We start from the raw sequence: 20,345 nt of genomic DNA, 5'->3' as shown, positions 1-20,345 counted from the left end.
CTGAGGATTCACTCAGGCTGGCATTGCGGACGATGCGCCGCATGATACGCCGTAGCACAACCTCAAAAAAATAATTAACAGGTCTTGCTTATGAACGCTCCCCAACTGTGCCCTTCCTTGGCGCCCTTGATTACCCAGCCTTTCTACTTCTTCTTGCCTGGCTGATTCGTCACCCGCAAGCCCCCTTTCGTTTTTCAGCAGCCACTTCAATGTGGAGGGAGAAGTCATGCTTCAAGTCAACGTCACCCGTAAAGTCGTTGAGGCCGAGGGTATTTGCAGTTTCGAGCTGTGCGCAGCGGACGAGCAGCCGTTACCACCGTTCAACGCCGGTGCACACATCGACATCCACATTGCCGGCGGCCTCACCCGGCAATACTCGCTGTGCAATGACTCCCGAGAGCGTCATCGCTACGTGATCGGTGTGCTGAAGGATCCCGCCTCCCGCGGTGGTTCCAACGCGATGCACGACAGCATCAGTCAGGGACAGACACTCAGCATCAGCGAACCACGCAACCTCTTCCCACTCGCCGATTCAGCGAAGCGTCACTTGCTGTTCGGCGGCGGCATTGGCATCACACCGATGTTGGCGATGGCCCATGAACTTCATCATCAAGGCGCAGATTTCGAGCTGCATTACAGCTTCCGATCCAGCGAGCGTGCCGCGTTTATCCAATACCTGAGGCAAGCGCCCTTCGCCAGCCACGTGCATTTGCATGACGACAGCGGAGAGTTCGAACAGAAACTTGATGCAACCGCCCTCCTCGCCACGCCAGACACCACAAGCCACCTTTACGTGTGTGGCCCGGCCGGCTTCATGACTTTCATCCTCGACACCGCGCAGACCGCTGGCTGGCCCGAAGATCACGTGCACAGAGAGTTCTTCGCCGCCGCACCTGTCGATGCAAGCGCTGATTCGCCTTTCGAAGTTCAGTTGGCGAGCACAGGGCAGATTTTTTACATCCCCGCCGATCGCACGGTTTTCGAAGTGCTCGATGAGGCCGGGATTGCCATCGAGTCATCGTGCGAGCAAGGCGTCTGCGGCACCTGTGTCACCGGCTTGCTCGAAGGCATTGCTGATCATCGTGATCAGTTCATGACGGCTGCAGAACACGCTGCCAACGACCGTTTCACCCCGTGCTGCTCACGTGCCAAATCGCCCCGCCTGGTATTGGATCTTTGACCTGAACCGAGCCTCGACCGCTCGCCGGAGAACATCATGACTACCGCTGACCACCCCCTTGCCCATGAAATTGCCTCGGCCACTGCGCCGAGCTTCCCCCTCGATCAATGGTACGTCGCAGCCTTGAGCCGCGAGCTGAAAGACCAACCCCTTGGCCGTACGTTACTGAACAAACCGGTGGTGCTTTTCCGCACGGCAGATAACCAGGTCGCCGCGCTAGAAGACCGCTGCTGCCATCGCGCATTGCCGCTGTCCGGCGGCACGGTGGAAGAGCGCGGTTTGCGCTGCGGTTACCACGGCCTGCTATTCAATGAAGGCGGTAAATGCATTGAAATTCCGGGCCAGGACAAGATCCCGAGCAAAGCCAAAGTCCCTGCCTACACCGTCCGGGAGCAGGATCAGATCATCTGGATCTGGTTCGGCAGCGCCGAGCATCCCGAGCCGACATTCGCGCCACCGACCTACGACGTGCACAGCAGCGGCAAATACCTGTTCGACGGTGATGTCTATCACTACGACGCGCCTTATCAACTCATCCACGACAACCTCATGGATCTCAGTCACCTGGGCTACGTCCATCTGCACACCATTGGCGGCAACGCCAGCATTCATATGAACGCGAAGATGAACGTCGATGGTGATGACTCAATGGTTCGCGTGGTTCGCCACATGCCCGATTCCGTTCCGCCGCCGACCTACACCGCGGCCTACCCGTTCAAAGGCAACATTGACCGCTGGCAGGAGATCGAATTTCACATCAATCACCTGCGCATCTGGACCGGCGCGATAGATGCGGGCACGGACGATCTGAACAACCCGGATCGAGGCGGCTTCCACATGCGTGGTTTTCACGGCGTGACACCTGAAACAGACACCACAAGCCACTATTTCTGGACCATGGCCACTAACCCTGAACATGATCCCGAGGCCGTCACAGCCAAAGTTCTGCATCAGACGCGATTGACGTTCGATGAAGACAAAGTGGTGATCGAGGCGCAGTACCAGAACATGTGCCGGTTCGGTACACGTCCGATGATTGATATTCACGTCGACGTCGGGGCCAATCGTGCCCGCAGAATCATCGAGCGGCTGCGCAATCCAACGGGTTGATTGCTTCAGAACAGTGGCGGCGGCAAACGCCGTCCACTGTGTTCAAAGCCTGCCGTTCTCTTACTGTCGTTAAAGGAATGCCTCAAACAGACCGATCACTCTTCGAAAATTGCCACCGCGCGCACAAAACCTGCCGACGCATGGCGGATCTTGTAAGGAAAGCACGACACCGTGAAGCCGCTCGCTGGCAGGGATTCGAGGTTGGCCAGTTTTTCCATTTGCCCGTAGCCGATATCGCGCCCGGCCTTATGCCCTTCCCAGATGATCGAGGCATCGCCGCTGGCAGCAAAACGCTCACGGGTGTATTTGAACGGCGCGTCCCAGCTCCAGGCGTCAGTGCCGACCACGCGCACACCACGTTCCAGCAGATACATCGTCGCTTCGCGTCCCATGCCAATGCCGGCGTCGAGATACCCGGGCTGCCCGAACAGTGCACCGGCGCGTGTGTTGATCAGCACGATATCCAGTGGTTGCAGCGTGTGCTCGATACGCGCCAACTCCGCTTCGACCTCTTCTGCCGTGACCACGTGACCGTCGGGCAAATGGCGAAAATCCAGTTTGACCCCCGGCTGCAAACACCAGTCCAGCGGCAACTCATCAATGCCAAACGCCGGCTCGCCGCCATCGGTGGTCGAGGCGTAATGCCACGGCGCGTCCATGTGGGTGCCGCTGTGGGTGGTGATCTGCAAGCGCTCGGCGGCCCACGATTCATGGCCGGGCATCTGCTCAAGCTGCAAACCCGGAAACATCGCCGCCATCTCCGGCCAGCCTTGCTGGTGGTCCATGTAATCGATTTTCGGCAACAGCGGCGGCGGATCTGTGTACGGGTTGTTATCGAGGGTCACCGAAAGGTCGACCAGACGACGTTTACGCTGGATAGGCTGTGACATGAGGCGTATCTCCGTTCAACGGCAGATGCCGAAAAGGGGCTGGGTTGAGGGCGTTGCGAATAAGCGTGGCGACGTTGCCGTCATGGCTGAAGCCGACAGCGCGGGCTTGCGGGGTTTTCAAGGGCGGCATGCGCCCAAACAGATTTTCAAGGTCAAGGTCAGCGGCAAAACTGATCAGCGCACGGCGTTGCTCGCCGTAATTCGCCGCCAGTGCATCAATGACCTGGGCAATGGACAAGTGCAGCACCGGCAGTTGCCAGACCCGCTGTTGCGCGGTGGCGTCATCCAGTTCGGCGGCGTGGATCAGGTTGTTCACGCAACAGCGCGCCGACATCCACCACGCTGTTGCTTGCGGTGATACCGGGCAGCAATACTCAGCGCACTCGGCAAAGGCCCGCATCAAGTCGCTCATGAAGGCCGAGCGCAAACCGTTGGGTTCACGCGGGCGCGCGACTATGCCCGGCAGGCGCACCGCGCGGCTGTCGACCTCACCGCGCCGACCCAGATCGATCAGCGCGCGCTCGACCATCATCTTGTGTGTGCCGTACGACAATTGCGGGTGCAGTTCAGCCTGCTCGTTCATCTTTGCCGGCAGATCAGCGCCGTACACCGCCACGCTGCTGGCATACACCAACACCGGAGGTCGCGCCTTGTTGCGCAATTGGTCAAGCAGTTCGAGGCTGGCCAGCAGGTTGACCTGATAACCCGATTCGTAATGCGCCTCCGCCGCTCCGCCGGGAATGCTGACCAAGTGAAACACCACGTCGATGCCATCGGCCAGGACACGGCGCATCAACGCCGCATCCGTCACGCTGCCGCTGTGCCGACGCAGGCGCGGGTCGTCTGGCAGGCCTTGGATATCGGTGTCCAGCACCAGCAACGAACGAATGACTTGCCCGCGCAAACTGCCGCGTGCGAGCAGACAACGCAGCAGTTCACGGCCGACAAAGCCATTGGCTCCGGTAATCAGTACACGCATGAGCGTTCCTTAGCCGTTGGCTTTGACGACGCGTTGATCGATCGCACCAAACAGTGACTTACCATCGCTGCCGGTGACGTCCATGCGCACGCGATCACCGAAGCGCATAAATCCTGTCACCGGCGCGCCCTGCTCGATCATCTCAATGGCCCGGCGTTCGGCGATGCACGCCGAGCCTACGTTGCGCTCGGCGTTCGACACCGTGCCGGAACCGATCAGCGTGCCGGCGCGCAAGCGTCGGGTCAGGGCCGCGTGAGCGATCAGCTCGCCAAAGTGAAAGTTCATCTGCGCGCCGTGCGGCTGTCCAAACCACTCGCCGTTCCACTGCACTTGCAAGGGCAAATTGACGCGGCCGTCTCGCCAGGCTTCGCCGAGTTCATCCGGGGTAATCGCCAACGGGGCAAAACTGGAGGACGGTTTGGCTTGCAGGAAACCAAACCCGGTGCGCATTTCCCGCGGAGCGAGTGCACGCAGGCTGACATCGTTGATCTGCAGGATCAGTTTGACGTGCTGTAACGCGCTTTCGGCCGAACAGCCCATCGGCACATCATCGATCAGCACGACAAATTCGCCTTCGAAATCGATGCCCTGGCTTTCGCTCGGCAGTTCGATGTCATCGTGTGCGCCGATAAAGTCATCACCGGCGCCCTGGTACATCAAGGGCGTGCGGTCAGCGCCTTCGATCGGGTCGAGGTTGAACGCCTTCTGCATCAGTGCACCGTGACTGAGAAACGCCGAGCCATCGCACCATTGGTAAGCACGCGGCAACGGTGCCATCGCCTGCGCGGGGTCGAAGGCAAAGGCTTCGCGGCAATCGTTATTTTCAAGTTCACGCGCCAGGGCTTGCAAACGCGGCTCGGCTTCAGCCCAGTTTTCGATGGCGTGCTGCAAGGTCGGCGCTACCGAACGGGCGTCCAGCGCCCGGGCCATGTCGCGCGAAACCACCACCAATCGGCCGTCACGGCTAGCGTTTTTCAAGGTTGCGAGCTTCATGATTTTTCTCCCGGGCAGTCTTGCAATTCAGCGGCGAAACGCCCGTCCAGCAGAATAAACACCATGCGCGCCATGGCCTCGGTACGGTTGCTCCACGCGTGGTTGGTGCCGCGCTGAACCACCACATCGCCGCGTTTGAGGTGGACTTCTGTATCGTCGAGCACCAGCCAGACTTCGCCTTCGGTGACGATGCCGTAATCGAGGGTTTCGGTGCGGTGCATTAGTTTGTGCCGCGAGTTCGCCTGACCGGTACCGGCATGCGTCTGGCCAATCTCGGCAAATGCGGCTGCTGCATCGGCAGCGCTGACCTGGTTCTGCACGCTGTCTGGCGGAATGTCGACGACGCGAATCACACTGCCCTGCGGGCCGGGGCTCAGTTGTAAGGGTTTGCTGGTTGGATCATCGGCATTGTCGAGCAGGGCCGGACTGCCGCTGCTGTTCCATATTTCATGAAACACCGTGCCTGGCACCGCTTGCAGTGCGAAGACGTTAGCGGTTGCTCCGAGACTGGCGACGACCGCACGGCCCTGGGCGTCATGCCCGGTGACCACGCGTTTGAAAGGGGGAAGCGCTTGCATGGAAAATCCTCGTTCAATGGCCGTTGCCGATGGAGTCGTGACCGCCGACATGGGTGCGGGTCAACAGTCCACCGAGCCTCGGTACGGACAGACAAAACAGCGCCACGACCAGTTGCAACCAACCGATCATGGCTAATGCTTGAGGCAACGCCGTGGAAGTCCCGGAAGTGATGGCGAGTACCACCAGCGGGCTGATGAACTCGCCGGCAAAAATCGCGGCGGTGAAGCACCCCGCCGCTCGCCCACGCTGAGCAAAGCCGACTTGCGCCATGATCCAGGTGATCAATGTCGGCAACATCAGGCCGATGCCCAGACCGTTGACCAAGACCGCGACCACCACCTGCGCGTGGCTGCCGGCCGCGGCCATCAACAAGCCGCCAATGCCGGCCAGGCCAAAGGCAATCAGCAACACATGCTGGCTGCGCAGGCCGCTCAACAGGCGAAAACTCAAGGCCCCGACGAGCACGCCAAGTTGATTGGCGCCCATGGTCATGCCGATCTGCTGCGGCGCATCCACGTGCAACAAGTTGAGCAAGTAGCCGGCCTGCACCGGCACGATGAACAGGCTCAGGCCCGCGAGCAGCGACAACGCATACATAGGCGTGAGTGCCCGCCATGGAAATGTGCGCGGGGCTGACACCGGCACCGTTGTCACCGGTTGCACGCGGGGTTGCGGTTCCCAGAGTTTCCACGCCATCAGCGGCAGGAAAATCAGCCCGACCGCGTACAGCGCAAACGGTGTACGCCAGTCGTCCTGTCCGAGGAAACCACCCAGTGCGATAAACACCGCAGCAGACAGAGACGTCGCGACCATTTGCAGTGCAAACAGGCGTTCACGGCGTGCGCCGCTGTAGTAGTCGCCCATCAGCGTGGTGCAGCAGGTCATGATCCCCGCCTCCGCCAGACCGATGCCGGCGCGGCTGGCGACAATCGCCAGCAGAGAATCCAGCCACAGCGGCAACACACCGCAAAGCGCGTACAAGGCCATGCTCGCCAACAACAGCGGTTTGCGTCCGAGCCGATCGGCGATGACCCCGGCGAACGGCGCCAGTAATGCAATCACCAACGCTGGCAAGGTCAGCACGATCGGCACCAGCACGGTACTGCCCGCGACCTCGGCAAAATGGGCCTGCATGCGCGGCAATACCGGTGCGAGCAATACCGCGCCGAGCACTGGCAGACAGCTGCCGAGCAGCAACAGCAACGATTGCGTCAAACCGGCGTGGCGGCCGCTGTTTTCAATTGAAGACTCAACGGCCATGACAGGTCTCCCGATGACGCGCTTGATGAACATCTACCGCCACCGCTCGCGACGGCACGGCCAGACTGATGGCCTCCTCCGGCGTTTCTGCGTCGGTGTTCGTCCGCCGTGCAGGCAGCAGGAAGTACGCCAGCGCTGGCAACAGCAGCAGCGCGCCGACCATGTTCCAGACGAACATGAACGCCAGCAGCACGCCCATGTCAGCCTGGAATTTGATCGGCGAGAAGATCCACGTGGCCACGCCAATGGCGAGCGTGATGCCAGTGAGCATCACCACTTTGCCGGTGGACACCAGTGCGCGGTAATAGGCTTCTGAAAGGCTTGCGCCCTGGCGCAGATGGCCGAGCAAGATGCTCATCACGTACAACGCATAGTCGACACCAATGCCGACACCCAACGCGATCACCGGCAACGTCGCGACCTTCACGCCGATGTTCAGCCAGACCATCAATGCTTCGCAGAGGATCGAGGTGACCATCAGCGGAATCACCGCGCACAGCGTTGCGCGCCACGAACGGAAGGTGATCAGGCACAGGACGATCACCGCGCCGTAGACCCAGAACAACATCTCGCGATTGGCTTGCTTGACCACGATATTGGTCGCCGCTTCGATGCCGGCATTGCCCGCTGCCAGGAGGAATTGCACATCATCGTTGTTATTGGCGGCGGCGAATTGCTCGACGTGCTCGACCAGCCGCGTCAGCGTTTCAGCCTTGTGGTCGGTGAGGTAGGCGTACAGCGTGAGCAGGCTGCAATCCTCGTTGTACAAGCCGCGTGGCGCACTGGCGGTGATCATGTTGAGCATCGCCTGATTGTTCTGCAGCTCGTACCACTTGGCACTGCCTTCGCTCAGACCAACCAGCATGCGTCGGTTGAGCAAGGCCAGCGAGTTGGTCGAATCCACCCCAGGCAGCGCGCGCAGTTGCCAGTCCAGCGCATCGACCTTGGCGAGGATGTCGTAACGCGCACATTGCCCGGCCGGGGTCTTGACCATCACCGCGAACAAATCACTGCTGGCGCCGTAATGCCGGGTCAAAAACGCATCGTCCTGGTTGTAGCGTGAGTCGGCCCGCAGCTCCGGTGCACCGGCATTCAGATCACCGATCTTCAATTGCAGGCTGACCACAAAACCCAATGCCGCCAGCGCCAGGCTGATGGCAATGCACAGGCTGGCCCAGCGACGTCGGGTAAACAGATCGAGAAAACGCCAGAAGCCATGACGCCGCGCGCCGGCCTGATCGTTCTGCTCGCTCTTCAGGCTAAGTTGCGCCGCTCGCGGCGTTACGCCGACATAGGACAGCAACACCGGCAGCAGAATCAGGTTGGTGAAAATCAGCACCGCCACACCGATGCTGGCGATCACCGCCAGATCCTGAATCACCTGGATCTTGATCAGCATCAGCACGGCGAAACCCACTGCATCGCAGAGCAATGCCGTCAGCCCGGCCAGAAACAGCCGTCGAAAAGTGAACCGTGCGGCAACGACCCGGTGCATGCCGCGACCGATGTCCTGCATGATGCCGTTCATTTTCTGCGCGCCGTGGCTCATGCCGATGGCGAACACCAGAAACGGCACCAGCACCGAATACGGATCCAGTTGATAGTCGAGCAACGGCAACAGACCCAGCTGCCAGACCACCGCCACCAGCGAACAGAACACCACGAGCAACGTGCTGCGCAGGCAGCGTGTGTACCAGAACAGCACGGCGGTGGTGATCAGAATCGCTACGGCGAAGAACAACAGGATCTGCTTGAGCCCGGCAATCAGGTCGCCGACCTTTTTCGCGAAACCGGTGATGTGAATGTCGATCCTGTCGTTCTGGTACTCGCTGCGCAACGCTTCCAGTTGCTCCGACAGCACCGAGTAATTCAGCGCCTGGCCGTCGGCAGTCGTCGCCAGTAACGGCACATAAATGATGCTCGAGGTTTGATCGAACGCGACCAGTTGGCCGAGTTCGTTGGAGCGCTGCACGTTGCGGCGCAAGGCCTCGAGACTGGCCGGGGTGCCAGCGTAATCGTCCGGGATCACCGGGCCGCCATCCAGGCCGTCTTCCGTCACTGCGACCCAGCGAGTTGCCGGCGTCCACAGCGACTTCATGTAGGCACGGTCGACGCCGGGCAGCAGGTAAAGCTTGTCGCTCAGCGCCTGCAAGATTTTCAGATAGTCAGCGTCGTAGATATCGCCCTGGCGATTGGCGACGACGATGCGCAAGGAGTTGCCCAGACCGCTGAGTTGCTTTTGATGTTGCAGATAATTGGCGATGTAGGGTTGTTGCGTGGGAATCATCTTTTCGAAACTGGCGTTCAGCTCGACGCGCGTGGCCTGATAACCCAAGAAGAGCGTGGTCACCAGGCACACCAGCAACACCCACAACCGGTGATTGAACAAAGTGCGTTCCACGACCGAGCCGGAGCGCGGGTCGAAACTCGCCAGGCTCGCCGTGGCGTTGTCGAATGGTTTCATAACCTCACTCCGAAGCTGTAGCAGTGGGCGACGCCAAGCGCGTCACCCCGGTGAAACCGGCCAGCACCAGGCTGCCATCGGCGGCCTGCACGACGCTGGCAATCGGTTTGCCCAGCGGTTTGCCGAAAGGCTCTAGGGTGGGTGCATCACCCGAGGTGCGAAACATTGCGCCCGTCTGATTGACCAACAGCAACTGGCCGTCAGCGCTGCGGATCGCATCACTGAAGGACACCGGCATCGGTACCGGCGCGGGCACGAAGCTGTTGCCGCCGTCGGTGGAAATGAAGGCGTTGCCTTTCAGCCCTGCCGCCAGCAGCGCTCCGTCATCGCGCAGTTGCAGGGCGAAGAAACTGCCGCTGTACGGGCTGTCGAGCGCGATGAAGGATTGTCCGCCGTCCTCGGAACGGGCCACGTAGCCTTGCTCGCCAGCGATGAACCAACGCTCGCCTTGTTGCGCGATGGCATACAGGTGCGCGCCCATCGGATTGTCGATATGGCCCATCAGCGACTGCCAGCTCACGCCGCCGTCTTCGGTGGTAAAGGCGAGGCCGTAGGCGCCGACGATCAGGCCGTGACGCGCATCGGTGAACTTGAGGCTGAGAAACGGTTTGTCCGCGCCTTCGCTGACCATCCGTTCGGCGGTTTGCACGCGTGCCGTCGCTGCGTCGGGGTCAGTCGCTGTGGGCAGTTGCTCGCGTGCGGCGTGCAACTCCAGTTGCGCAGCACGGTTGCCGTCCAGCTGCAAAGCCCATTTTTCACCACCGTCATGGGAGACCAGCACCGCACCGGCATGACCGACCGCCCAGCCCGTGTTCGCATCGACAAATTGCACCGCCGTAAGGCTGACGGACACCGGCACCTGCGCCTGCCGCCAATTGATGCCGTTGTCGTCGGAGAGCAAGACGATGCCGCGTTCGCCGACCGCCACCAACCGCGCACCTGCCCGCGCCAGATCAAGCAAGACCGCTTGCCGGGCCTGTGGCGCGCGCATCGCCGGGGTGTGCAATACATCGCCGACGGCAGCGGCCTGAGCCTGGCTTACGGGTAATACGCAAGGCAGCGCCAGCAGCGCTAACAACCGCCCGAGCACCTGACAGATTCTATTCATACCGACCTCGAAACCACCTGTGAAACCGGATCGCCACACCTGTCGCGATCCGGCCCGATTCAACGAACCCCGGCACCCGCCATCGCCGCCGGCGAGAATTCAGACGCCTTGTAGCGATCGACCACGCCATATTGCTCAGGCAGGCCGGTGTAGACGTTCTGGATAAACCAGGCGCCGGAGGTCAGGTCGTAGAAACCCGAAGACAGCTGCGCCTGCGCTGGCAGATCCGGCAGCACGGCGGGCAGCGACCACAAGGTTTTGGCGAGTTGGCCGTTGGCGTCCCAGCGATCGCCGAGCATGGCCTGCCAGGTGTCTTCGTCGAGGTAGTAGCGGCCCTTCGGCAACTGGTGACGCTTGCCCGGCGCGAGTTCGGCGTCCACCACCCACACGCGATGCAATTCCCAGCGCACGTAATCAGGGTTCATGTGGTGAGCCAGAAACAGGTCTTCCGGTTTGCCGGCGGTCAGGACTTTGTTGGTGTTGTAAGGGATGTACATTTCCTGCTTGCCGACCAGCTTCCAGTCGAAGCGATCGATGCGTCCCTGGAACACGCTCAACTCATCGAACGACATCACCCCGGCGGTGGCCGGCGTCGGTGTGTCGCAGCAGGCATTCGGCAACTTGCGCACGCGGCGCTGGCCGGTCAGATAGACGTGGGCCTGGGACTTGTCGCCGTTGATATTGGTGCGCCCCATGATTTGCTCACCGGCACGCAACGGCGGGCCGACGTTAAGCAGGCGGAACAGCCAGTAATCACCGGCGAAACTTTCCGGCGTGCCGTCCTGGTAGTAATACGGCATGTCCTGGATCGCCTGGCCGTCGGTGGTCATCACCTGTTTGCCGTCTGCAGTCATCAGGTAATGACGAAAGTGCATGGCCAGTGACGTGCCGCGCCAGTTGAGGATGTGGTTCCACATGGCTTCCGCGCCGTTATGCGGAATCGGGAATGGAATACCGCCAAACGCACCTTCGGGCACAGGTCCAGCGCTGCTCTCGACCAGCTTGGCGCGGGTCGCGTTTTTCAGGGTGTTGTCATACACCCATTGCGGTGCGGCGGCCGTGCGACGGGTCGGATAGACATCGATGCGATAGGTGTCGGGAAAACGCTTGAACATCTCCTTGGTGCCATCGCTGAGCTTGGCGGCGTATTGCGCAAGATTCTTCGAGGTGATGCTGAACAGCGGCTTGTCGGCCGCAAACGGATCGTTGCGTTTGCCGCCGGGTTTGTACGCCGGGTCAACTTTGGTGTAACCGCCCTGCCACGCCGGAATGCTGCCGTCGGCATTACCTGCGCGCTCGGCCCCCATTGGCGTGAGACTGCTCGACAGTTTGGCCGCCTCTTCTGCGGTGGCCGCAGTCGCAACCTGGCTCAGGACGGTAAGCGTTCCGAGCAAGGCAAAGCACAGAGCCTTCAGGCGCGGGAGACGATTGTGGTGGTGAGAAGTCATGCGCAAGTCCTCTTAAAACGTGGTCTTGACGGAGAAAGCCAGGTAATCCCGATCTTTCAGCGATTGCTGGAAATTGAATTGGCTGGCCGCGTTGAGGTTGGTGTTCTCGGGGCCGTAGTAATGCGTGTACGTCAGGCCGGCGGTCACACGGTCGAGGTAGGTCGCGGTAATACCGATATTCATGTCACCGCCGTTATCCGCGCCGAACGAACTGACAACCGCCGATTTGCCAAGCGGGAAATAGCTCAGGCCAACCGGAATGCTGATATCCACGCCGGGGAAAAACTGCCGATAAGTCGGGGTGTAAACCATCTTGAAGCCGAGACCGTCATCGGTGGCGTTGGGGTCTAGTGCGGCACGGTTTTTCGTGACGCTGAGCAGACGGTTCCAGGCGACCTCACCGACGAATCCGGACTCCTTGGCAATGAAGTTCGGCCCGAACGATGCGATCACATTGAGGTTGATGTGCGCGGTGCGCCCGACGGCATAAAGCGCGTCATCATCGTTGTCGGCAGCAACCCCCGGTAGCACCGTGACGCCGTTGGACACCAGCGGCATGTTCCAGCGCATCGAGGCTTCACCGGCAAAGCTGTAGGCATCGACCGTGGTGGAGAAACTCGCGCCCAGCGCGCGGATGGATTCTGGGTAAACCCAGTAGTAATCGCCGATTTGGCCCGTGCTGAAGTTCGGTGCGCCAGTGGAAGGTCTGAGGTACAGCTTGGGGGTCTTGTCGTGGTACTGAATGGCATAGAGACCGTACTCCACGGTCTCGGCGCTGTATTTCAGTTGCAGGCCACCCTGCCCCGAATCTCTGGCATCTTTGTCTTTGCCATGGAAAAACGCCGCCGGACTGCTGGCGTTACCACCCAGAAACGCCGGAAACGGTGCGCCGACAATCAGGCGTTCATTGCCTTCACCGATGGTGTCGCTGGTAGAAAAGTAGCTGCCTGCGCCAGGCAAGCGTGTTTCTTCCCACTCCAGTTGGTAAAACGCACCGAGGGACACGTCATCGGTCAGTTGGAAGGTGCCAGACAGTTGATTGACCGGACGGGTGATTTCCTTGAACTGCGTGTTAGGCACCGACTGCGCCTTGACCACGTCAACCGGGGCCATGCCACCGGCAATGCCGTTGGCGCCGAAGAACAGGCTTTCGCCCCAGATCAGGCCATGACGGCCGGCGCGCACTGACGTTGCGCGGTCGGCCAGTTCACCGTTCCAGTAGACGAACGCGTCGAGGATTTCGCCGTCACCCCCGTGTAAATGACGGGTGTCATCGGTGAACTCGTCGTAGCCCACGGAACGTGCGTTGGCACGGGACGGATCGTTATTGTCGTTGTTGCCCTGGTACTCGCTGTCGTACCACGCTGCACCGCTCAAACGTGCGCCGAAATCCTGAAACGACAGATCCAGCTCCGAGAGGATGTCGGTGCGATTGGAGATCAGGCCTTTTTTGAACGCACGATCGCCATCGTCCTGATTGAGCGCCACCTGACCCTCGGTCAACTTGCTGCTCGGATTCTGCGTGCGCCAGGCAGCGCTGTACTTGATCGTGTTGTCCCAGCGCAGCTTGAAATCCGGGTTGCCGGTATCGATGTCGAAAGCGTGAGCGGCCTGGCTGCACAGCACCAGCAGCGCAGCAACGCTCAAACCAAAGGGTGCAGACGAGCAGACCGAGCGACGCGCGAGCGCCGCAGTCGTAGAACTAACCATCGCGTTAACCTCTTGTTTTTATAGTGGTAACTGCTGTGGATGCGTCGCAGGTGGGGCTTAGATTGGCTCGGCAGTGCGCGCGAGCATTTGCTTGACCAGGCCAATGCGATCGAAGGCGCGGTCGTGTTGCATCTCCTTGTCGCCGGCCAGCACCGAGCTTTCACTGATGTATTTGCAACGTTCGAAACGCCGCGCCATAAAGCGCTGCAACTGCTGCTCGACGCTGGTGGAGGCGGACTGCTCGCGAGTCAGTTCTTCGCTGAGCACAATCGCGTCTTCGATGGCCATGCCGGCGCCTTGGCCGAGGTGCGGCGTGGTCGCATGGGCCGCATCGCCGATCAGCAGGACGCGTCCGCGATGCCACGGCTCATCGACGAACACCACTTCCATCGGCTTGTAGACGACCTGGCTGTTGTCGGTGATTTGCTCGCGCAGCTCGCCGATCAGCCCGGTAAAGCCTTGCAGGCGCTGGCGCATCTGCGCAGCCAGATCGGCAGGATCCATCCACGGATTGGACGGTTCGTGGGACGTCAGAAACAGGTACATCAAATCGCCGGCCAGCGGCACCAGCCCGGCGTTGCCGTCAGCGCTTTGATAGTTGGCCAGATGATCGATTTGTGGCGCGCGGGGAAAGTTGTAGCGCCACACCGATTGGCCAGTGAAACGCGGGGTGTAGGCATCGCCGAAGACCAGGCTGCGCACTTTTGAGAACAGACCATCGGCGCCGACCACCAGGTCGTAGTGGCCGCGATTGCCGTCGGTAAACAACACGTCGACCTCTGTGCCGTTGTCGTCCAGCGCTTCCACACTCAGGCCCAAACGGACGTTGGCACCGAGTTGCAAGGCGGTTTCGCTGAGGACCTTGTGCAGCGCCAAGCGGGAAATGCCGACGTTGGCTGGGTACTGCGGACCAGCGAGGCGTTGACCCGGAATGCGCGCCAGTTGCTGTCCGCCGGGGCCGTAGATGGCGACGTCTTCGAAGGCATACGCGGCGTCCAGATAACCGTCGAGAACGCCCAGCTTGGCCATTTCACGGACGACGTTGCTCTGCTGAATAATCCCGACGCCGTAGACTGTCCATTCGGACTTGAGCTCGATCAGGTCGACCTCGATACCTTTACGCCGCAAGGCGATGGCCGCACACAAGCCGCCGATACCACCGCCCACGATCAGAACGTTGTTCACTGCACTCATGGTGTTCTCTCTTTTTATTCTTGTGATCGATGCTGCGTCGGGCACGGCATCGTTGGATGAAGCTTCCCGGCAAAGCAGGGATTTGACTAATCGCGAGTAGGGATGCGATGTATCGCCGTACGCGATACCTCGATTTATCCTGGCAGCGGCAAGCCTTCAGGCATTTGCACCAGCAGCCAGCCATCCTTTTCGCAGAACGGCAGCGCCTCCAGCGTCTGGCCCAGGCACGGCCCGTAAATGCACTCGCCCGTTGCCGGCAGAAATTGCGCACCGTGGGCGTAACAGACGATCAACTGGCCATCGGCGGACAGGAACTTGTCCTTGCGATACTCCAGGCGCACGTCCAGATGCGGGCAACGGTTGCGATAGACCCGCACCTGATGGTCGTGACGCAGGGCAAACACGCTGTCGCGCCCCTGCGCCAACGGATCGAACCCGCGCGCCCGGCCCTCCTCCAGTTCGTCCAGCCGACACAATGGCTGCGCAATAGCGCTCATGATCAGCGCGGCCCTCAACCGAGTTTTGGCGGTGGTCCGCCCGGGGCCCATTTTTCTTTGGCGCTGAACAGGAACAGCTGCGAGTTATCCGCCGACAGCGGTGCGCGACGGGCCTCCCAGGCGTCATCGTGCTTGTCCATGTCGGCGTCATATTCGATGTGGCAGCCCAGCGGACTGTTGAAGTACCAGAACCAGTTGGAGCCAAACAGGTGACGGCCCGGCCCCCAGAAACTGGTCCAGCCTTTTTGCTCGAAACGCGTCCCGGCCAGCAGCACTTCGGTGCCGCTGCCCATGTGGAAGGTGAAGTGTTCGCAGCCTTTCATGTGCGGCGGGGTCTGGATCATGAACAGGCAATGGTGATCATCAGAGCCTGCCGGTCGCATGAACGGCCCGGCGCCAATGAAGGTGTCGGTGGTGCGAAAACCCAGACGCTCGGCGTAAAAGGCTTCAGCCTTTGCCGCATCAGGGACGAAATACACCACGTGGGACAAAGTGCGCGGAGCAGCGCCCATATCGAGGGTAATGCCCGGCTGGTTAAGTGGCCGCTGTGGCGCATGACCGGCGGCATTGGTCAGGTCATCCGGTGCGCTGTAAGGCCTGCGTACGCTGACCTGAAAAGCGATCGCGAAACCCATGTCGTCAACGCTGTGCAGCACGTCGTGCTGATCACGACGGACGATGCGATCTCGGGCCAGCTCATCTTCGATGGCATCCAGATCGCTGATCGCGCCGACCCCGTAGACCGTCTCGCGAATCGACGGCGCCGGGCCGATCGCCAGCGGCAAATCAGGATCGTCGGCTCGACGGATAATCACGGCGGTGCCGTCCAGCGCTTCGAAACGCCCGCCTTCGCTGTCAACGCCGACCGGCGCAAGGCCGTAGTCGCGCAGGCAATCGGTGCAGGCTTGAATGTCATCGACGCCAAAAATCAGGGCATCAAGGCCAATGATGTTCATGGCTTACCACTCCATTGAAATTATGATCCGGTGACGGTCGCCATGGACGCCTTGCAGCACGTCAGGCCTGACTGGAAACCGGTGGTGGTGTCGGCTGCAGGGCCGACTGCGGCGAAGATTGGCGTAAGGGCTGAGCGCTGACTAATCGCGAGTCGGGATGCGACCTATCGGCAAACGCGATACCTGTGACGAAGGTTGACGCGCCGATGGATTCGTTCGAATGTATTGCGAAAATAAATACAAAAACGGACCTGCCCATGCGTTTCAACCATCTGGACCTGAACCTGCTGGTCGCGCTCGATGTATTGCTCGAGGAGCAGAACATCACCCGCGCTGCCGAACGCCTGCACATGACCCAATCCGCCACCAGCGGCGTGCTCGCGCGTTTGCGCACCTACTTTGAGGATGAGTTGCTGGTCCAGGTGGGACGCAAGATGCAGCCCACGCCCTATGCCACGGAACTGGCCAAACCGGTGCGTGAAGTCCTGCTGACGATCCAGTCTTCAATCACCGCCAAACCGGTGTTCGACCCGGCCACCAGCAAGCGCCATTTTCGCTTGGTGACCTCGGACTATCTGATCAGCGTGCTGTTCGCCCAGGTGATCCAGAACATTCACCAGCAAGCGCCCAACATCACCTTTGAAATGCTTGGCCCCAGCGACAATTCCGGCGAGTTGCTGGTGCGTGGCGAGGTCGATCTGATGATTGTTCCCGAGCGCTACATCATTGAAGGCCACCCTTCGCGCCTGCTGTTCGAAGAAGAACACGTGTGCGTGGTGTGGCAAGGCAATACGCAAGTCGGCGACAGCCTGACCCTTGAGCAGTACATGGAAATGGGCCATGTCTCGGTGGGCTTCGGCCGTACCCGGCACATGAGCATCGAAGAATGGTTCATGAATCAGTACGGCTTCAATCGGCGCATTGAAGTGATCACCAGCGACTTCAATACCTTGCCGCAACTGATTGTCGGCACGCAGCGCATCGCCACGATGCACCAGCGTCTGGCGAACCTCTACGCGCGCTATCTGCCGCTGCGCATCCTGCCGCCACCGGTGAAAATCCCGGTCATGCGCGAGTACATGTTGTGGCACCGCAGCGTTGACGGCGACCCGATGCACCGCTGGCTGCGCGAACGCATCAGCGAATCCATCCAGCATCTGCAACACGTGCCCATCGTATCTCGCGATACCTCGTATCCGCCGTCACGATTGGCCAATTAGTCGGGTGATCCTTAACGTGCCTTGGGAATGCCAAGGCAACCATAAGGACAACAATAATCATGTTTCGCTATTTCCCGACCAACTACGTTTGGAATCTCTCTGTCGACCTGGCCATTGAAATGGGCGCGCGCATGGGCGAAATCGAAGAGATGTGCGCCCCGCTGCAAGAGGCGGCCAAGCAGCCGGACGCCGCCGGCACTCGAGCCTTTCGCGAAACCTGGGCGAAAATGGCCGACAAGCTCTGCGGTCTGGCCGAAGAAGACGAAGGCAATGGCCGGATGCTCTCGGCAGGCGAAAAATACAACCGCGCCGCCACCTACTATTTAACCTGCGAGCGCCTGCAAGCCCATGGCGCGCCGGGGCGTACCGAGCTCTATCAACGCTTCCTGCAAACCTTCAAGCGCGGCATCGAACTGTCGCGTGAAAACTGTGAACGGGTGGAAATCCCTTACGAGGGCAAACATCTTTCCGGCTTGCTCGTGCGCGCCGAAGGCGTCGAGGGGCCGGCGCCGATACTGGTGCAGGTCAACGGTCTGGACTCGACCAAAGAAATGAAATACCGCGTGGGCCTGCCAGCGTGGCTGGCGAAACGCGGCATCTCTTCGCTGATCATCGACCAGCCCGGCACCGGCGAAGCGCTGCGCCTGCATGGCCTGACCGCACGATTCGACAGTGAACACTGGGCCAGTCGCGTGGTGGATTGGCTGGAAACCCGAAGCGACGTTGATGCTGCACGCATTGGACTCGAAGGTGTCTCGTTGGGCGGCTATTACTGCCCGCGTGCGGTTGCATTCGAACCGCGCTTCGCCTGCGGCGTTGTGTGGGGCGCCAACCACGACTGGCGTGATGTGCAAAAGCGTCGACTGGAAAAAGAAGGCAGCTTCCCGGTACCGCACTACTGGGCGCATGTCTGCTGGGTGTGGGGCGCCAAGGACGTCGAAGAGTTCATGACCATCGCCGAAAACGTCCACCTCGATGGCGTGCTCGACCGGATCAAGGTGCCCTTCCTCGTGACCCATGGTGAGCAGGATTCGCAGATTCCGTTGAAATGGGCGCATCGCACCTACGAACAATTGGTCAACAGTCCAAAATGTGAACTGAAAATCTTCACCGAACGTGAAGGTGGTGTGCAGCATTCGAGCTTCGACAACAGCATCAATGCCGGGCAATACATTGCTGACTGGGTTGCTGAAACCCTCGGCGGTCGCACCGCTTGATCCACTGAAAAACACGCCATAAAAAACGCCGGACAATCTTTCGATTGTCCGGCGTTTTGCATTAACGAATTCAAGCGCTGGCGCAGTTATTGATGCCATCAATACGCAGCCATCGATGCAATCTGCTGGTCGTCTCCTCGCCTGCTCACTAGCCTCTCTTTGCATAACAATCACATAGCGAAGACGCCATGACTGCCCTGTACCTGAAATGCCAGACCCTGTTTGACGGCACCGGACTGCAAACCCGCCAACAACAGACATTGATCGTCGAAAACGGCTTGCTCAGTTACGTCGGACCCACCGCGCTGGCACCCGCTCCCAAGCCAGGCGATACCCAGGTGGATGCGGGGGATAATTTCGTGATGCCGGGGCTGGTGGACGTGCACACGCATTTGGCCTTCGGCAACGCTCAAAGCGAAGAAGACATTGATCTATGGACCAGTGACGAATTTCGCGCGTTGCGCGGGATGTTCTTCGCGCAACACGTACTGGCCGCCGGCGTCACCAGCATGGTCTGCCCCGGCGATAGCGGCCAGCTCAGCATCGCCGTGCGCAATGCGGTGACCGCCGGTTTATTTGAAGGGCCGAGGATCGCAGCCAGCAGCCGCGTCATCACCAATCGCCAGAGTCTGAATGACTGGTTCCCGAGTCGGGTCGGCGCTCCTGAATACTTCACCGCCCAATTGGTCACCAGCCGTAGCGACGCCCTCGCGGAGATCCGCAAGCAGGCCAAGGACGGCGTCGACCTGATCAAGATCGCCATGGACGGCACGCACCGCCGTCCCAACGGCGAAATCATTGCGGCCTTCACTGCCGACGAAACCTTCGAAATGGTCGAGGAAGCGCATCGTCTGGGCTGCAAGGTCGCCACCCATGCCTACGGTCGCGAAGCCGTGATGTACGCGGCGCGCGCGGGCGTTGATCTGGTCTTTCATGCCTTTTACATGGACGACGCGTGCATCGAAGCGCTGCTTGAGGCCGGCAGCATCCTTGCCCCGACCATGACGTTCCCGCAGAACACCGTGGACTTCTGCCAGCCCCATGATCCGGCGATCAGCACCGGCTATGCCGGTTATTGTGCTCGCACACTGGACGTCGGCTCGGCGGTACTCAAACGCGCCAAAGCGGCCGGCGTACCGTTCGCCTGCGGCAGTGACAGCGGTTTTGCGGTGACGCCCTATGGCGAATGGCATGCGCGCGAACTGGAGCTGTTGGTCACGCGCCTGGGATTCACTCCGGCCGAAGCGCTATATGCCGCGACCGCTGTCGGTGCGCGCTGTATGCCGCGCGGTGAAACCCTCGGCTCGCTGCAAGTGGGCAAGCAGGCAGACTTCCTCGTGCTCGACGGTTCACCGCTGAATGACATCCGCATCCTTCAGGATCGTTCGCGCCTGAAGGCCGTTTACAAGGCCGGCCAACCGGTGCGCATGGATCGCAGCCCCTACAACCCCAAGCAAGTGTCCGACTTCAATTCGCTGAAATGGACGGACCTTTACACCCGCGACCGCGTTGCTCAACTGGGCAAGTGGGCTGTATGAGG

Annotated in this window: 17 protein-coding genes; 5 read left to right on the top strand and 12 right to left on the bottom strand. The window is 60.5% G+C overall.

The window, feature by feature from the left end; all coding sequences use genetic code 11:
• Positions 1–226: 226 nt before the first annotated feature.
• Both LOY43_RS14120 and LOY43_RS14115 read left to right on the top strand, forming a co-directional pair.
• The gene (locus tag LOY43_RS14120; RefSeq protein ID WP_258709892.1) at positions 227–1,180 is read left to right on the top strand and encodes a PDR/VanB family oxidoreductase; all 954 of its coding nucleotides are present in this window, start codon (positions 227–229) and stop codon (positions 1,178–1,180) included.
• Between the two features lie 36 nt (positions 1,181–1,216).
• Positions 1,217–2,290, top strand: coding sequence for an aromatic ring-hydroxylating dioxygenase subunit alpha (locus LOY43_RS14115; protein WP_258709891.1), 1,074 nt, complete (start codon positions 1,217–1,219; stop codon positions 2,288–2,290).
• Positions 2,291–2,385: 95 nt separating this feature from the next.
• Here the strand turns inward: LOY43_RS14115 and LOY43_RS14110 are convergent, their stop codons facing one another.
• The 12 genes from LOY43_RS14110 to LOY43_RS14055 form a co-directional block, all read right to left on the bottom strand.
• Positions 2,386–3,180 (bottom strand): cyclase family protein, encoded by a 795-nt coding sequence (locus tag LOY43_RS14110; RefSeq protein WP_095048952.1) that lies wholly within the window; start codon positions 3,178–3,180, stop codon positions 2,386–2,388.
• Positions 3,158–4,159 (bottom strand): NAD-dependent epimerase/dehydratase family protein, encoded by a 1,002-nt coding sequence (locus LOY43_RS14105; protein WP_258709890.1) that lies wholly within the window; start codon positions 4,157–4,159, stop codon positions 3,158–3,160. The genes LOY43_RS14110 and LOY43_RS14105 overlap by 23 nt, the downstream gene beginning before the upstream one ends.
• Positions 4,160–4,168: 9 nt before the next feature.
• Positions 4,169–5,152 (bottom strand): fumarylacetoacetate hydrolase family protein, encoded by a 984-nt coding sequence (locus tag LOY43_RS14100; RefSeq protein ID WP_258709889.1) that lies wholly within the window; start codon positions 5,150–5,152, stop codon positions 4,169–4,171.
• Positions 5,149–5,730, bottom strand: coding sequence for a cupin domain-containing protein (locus tag LOY43_RS14095; RefSeq protein ID WP_258709888.1), 582 nt, complete (start codon positions 5,728–5,730; stop codon positions 5,149–5,151). Before LOY43_RS14095 ends, LOY43_RS14100 begins: the two co-directional genes overlap by 4 nt.
• 13 nt (positions 5,731–5,743) lie before the next feature.
• The gene (locus tag LOY43_RS14090) at positions 5,744–6,991 is read right to left on the bottom strand and encodes an MFS transporter (RefSeq protein WP_258709887.1); all 1,248 of its coding nucleotides are present in this window, start codon (positions 6,989–6,991) and stop codon (positions 5,744–5,746) included.
• A complete protein-coding gene (locus tag LOY43_RS14085) occupies positions 6,981–9,455 on the bottom strand; it encodes an RND family transporter (RefSeq protein ID WP_258709886.1) in 2,475 nt (824 codons plus the stop codon). Before LOY43_RS14085 ends, LOY43_RS14090 begins: the two co-directional genes overlap by 11 nt.
• Positions 9,456–9,459: 4 nt before the next feature.
• The gene (locus tag LOY43_RS14080) at positions 9,460–10,563 is read right to left on the bottom strand and encodes a YCF48-related protein (RefSeq protein WP_258709885.1); all 1,104 of its coding nucleotides are present in this window, start codon (positions 10,561–10,563) and stop codon (positions 9,460–9,462) included.
• Positions 10,564–10,622: 59 nt separating this feature from the next.
• Positions 10,623–12,011, bottom strand: a complete 1,389-nt coding sequence (locus LOY43_RS14075) for a DUF1329 domain-containing protein (RefSeq protein WP_095125958.1) — start codon at positions 12,009–12,011, stop codon at positions 10,623–10,625.
• Between the two features lie 12 nt (positions 12,012–12,023).
• Positions 12,024–13,721, bottom strand: a complete 1,698-nt coding sequence (locus LOY43_RS14070; RefSeq protein ID WP_258709884.1) for a DUF1302 domain-containing protein — start codon at positions 13,719–13,721, stop codon at positions 12,024–12,026.
• 57 nt (positions 13,722–13,778) lie between these two features.
• A complete protein-coding gene (locus tag LOY43_RS14065) occupies positions 13,779–14,915 on the bottom strand; it encodes an FAD-dependent oxidoreductase (RefSeq protein ID WP_122609318.1) in 1,137 nt (378 codons plus the stop codon).
• 134 nt (positions 14,916–15,049) lie between these two features.
• A complete protein-coding gene (locus LOY43_RS14060; protein WP_258709883.1) occupies positions 15,050–15,412 on the bottom strand; it encodes a Rieske (2Fe-2S) protein in 363 nt (120 codons plus the stop codon).
• A gap of 14 nt (positions 15,413–15,426) precedes the next feature.
• Entirely contained in the window at positions 15,427–16,368 is a 942-nt protein-coding gene (locus tag LOY43_RS14055; RefSeq protein ID WP_258709882.1) for a VOC family protein, read from the bottom strand.
• A 257-nt stretch (positions 16,369–16,625) separates the two neighbouring features.
• Here LOY43_RS14055 and LOY43_RS14050 point away from each other — a divergent pair, with 257 nt between their 5' ends.
• From LOY43_RS14050 to LOY43_RS14040, 3 genes are all read left to right on the top strand, one after another.
• Positions 16,626–17,588, top strand: coding sequence for a LysR family transcriptional regulator (locus LOY43_RS14050; RefSeq protein ID WP_258709881.1), 963 nt, complete (start codon positions 16,626–16,628; stop codon positions 17,586–17,588).
• A 59-nt stretch (positions 17,589–17,647) separates the two neighbouring features.
• Entirely contained in the window at positions 17,648–18,805 is a 1,158-nt protein-coding gene (locus LOY43_RS14045) for a S9 family peptidase (protein WP_258709880.1), read from the top strand.
• Between the two features lie 188 nt (positions 18,806–18,993).
• Positions 18,994–20,343, top strand: coding sequence for an amidohydrolase family protein (locus LOY43_RS14040; RefSeq protein ID WP_258709879.1), 1,350 nt, complete (start codon positions 18,994–18,996; stop codon positions 20,341–20,343).
• Positions 20,344–20,345 lie beyond the last annotated feature (2 nt).

Origin of the sequence: Pseudomonas sp. B21-041, from assembly GCF_024748675.1 — a bacterium.
In the GTDB taxonomy this organism is placed as follows: domain Bacteria; phylum Pseudomonadota; class Gammaproteobacteria; order Pseudomonadales; family Pseudomonadaceae; genus Aquipseudomonas; species Aquipseudomonas neuropathica.
This window is presented reverse-complemented; position numbering and strand designations above follow the sequence as displayed.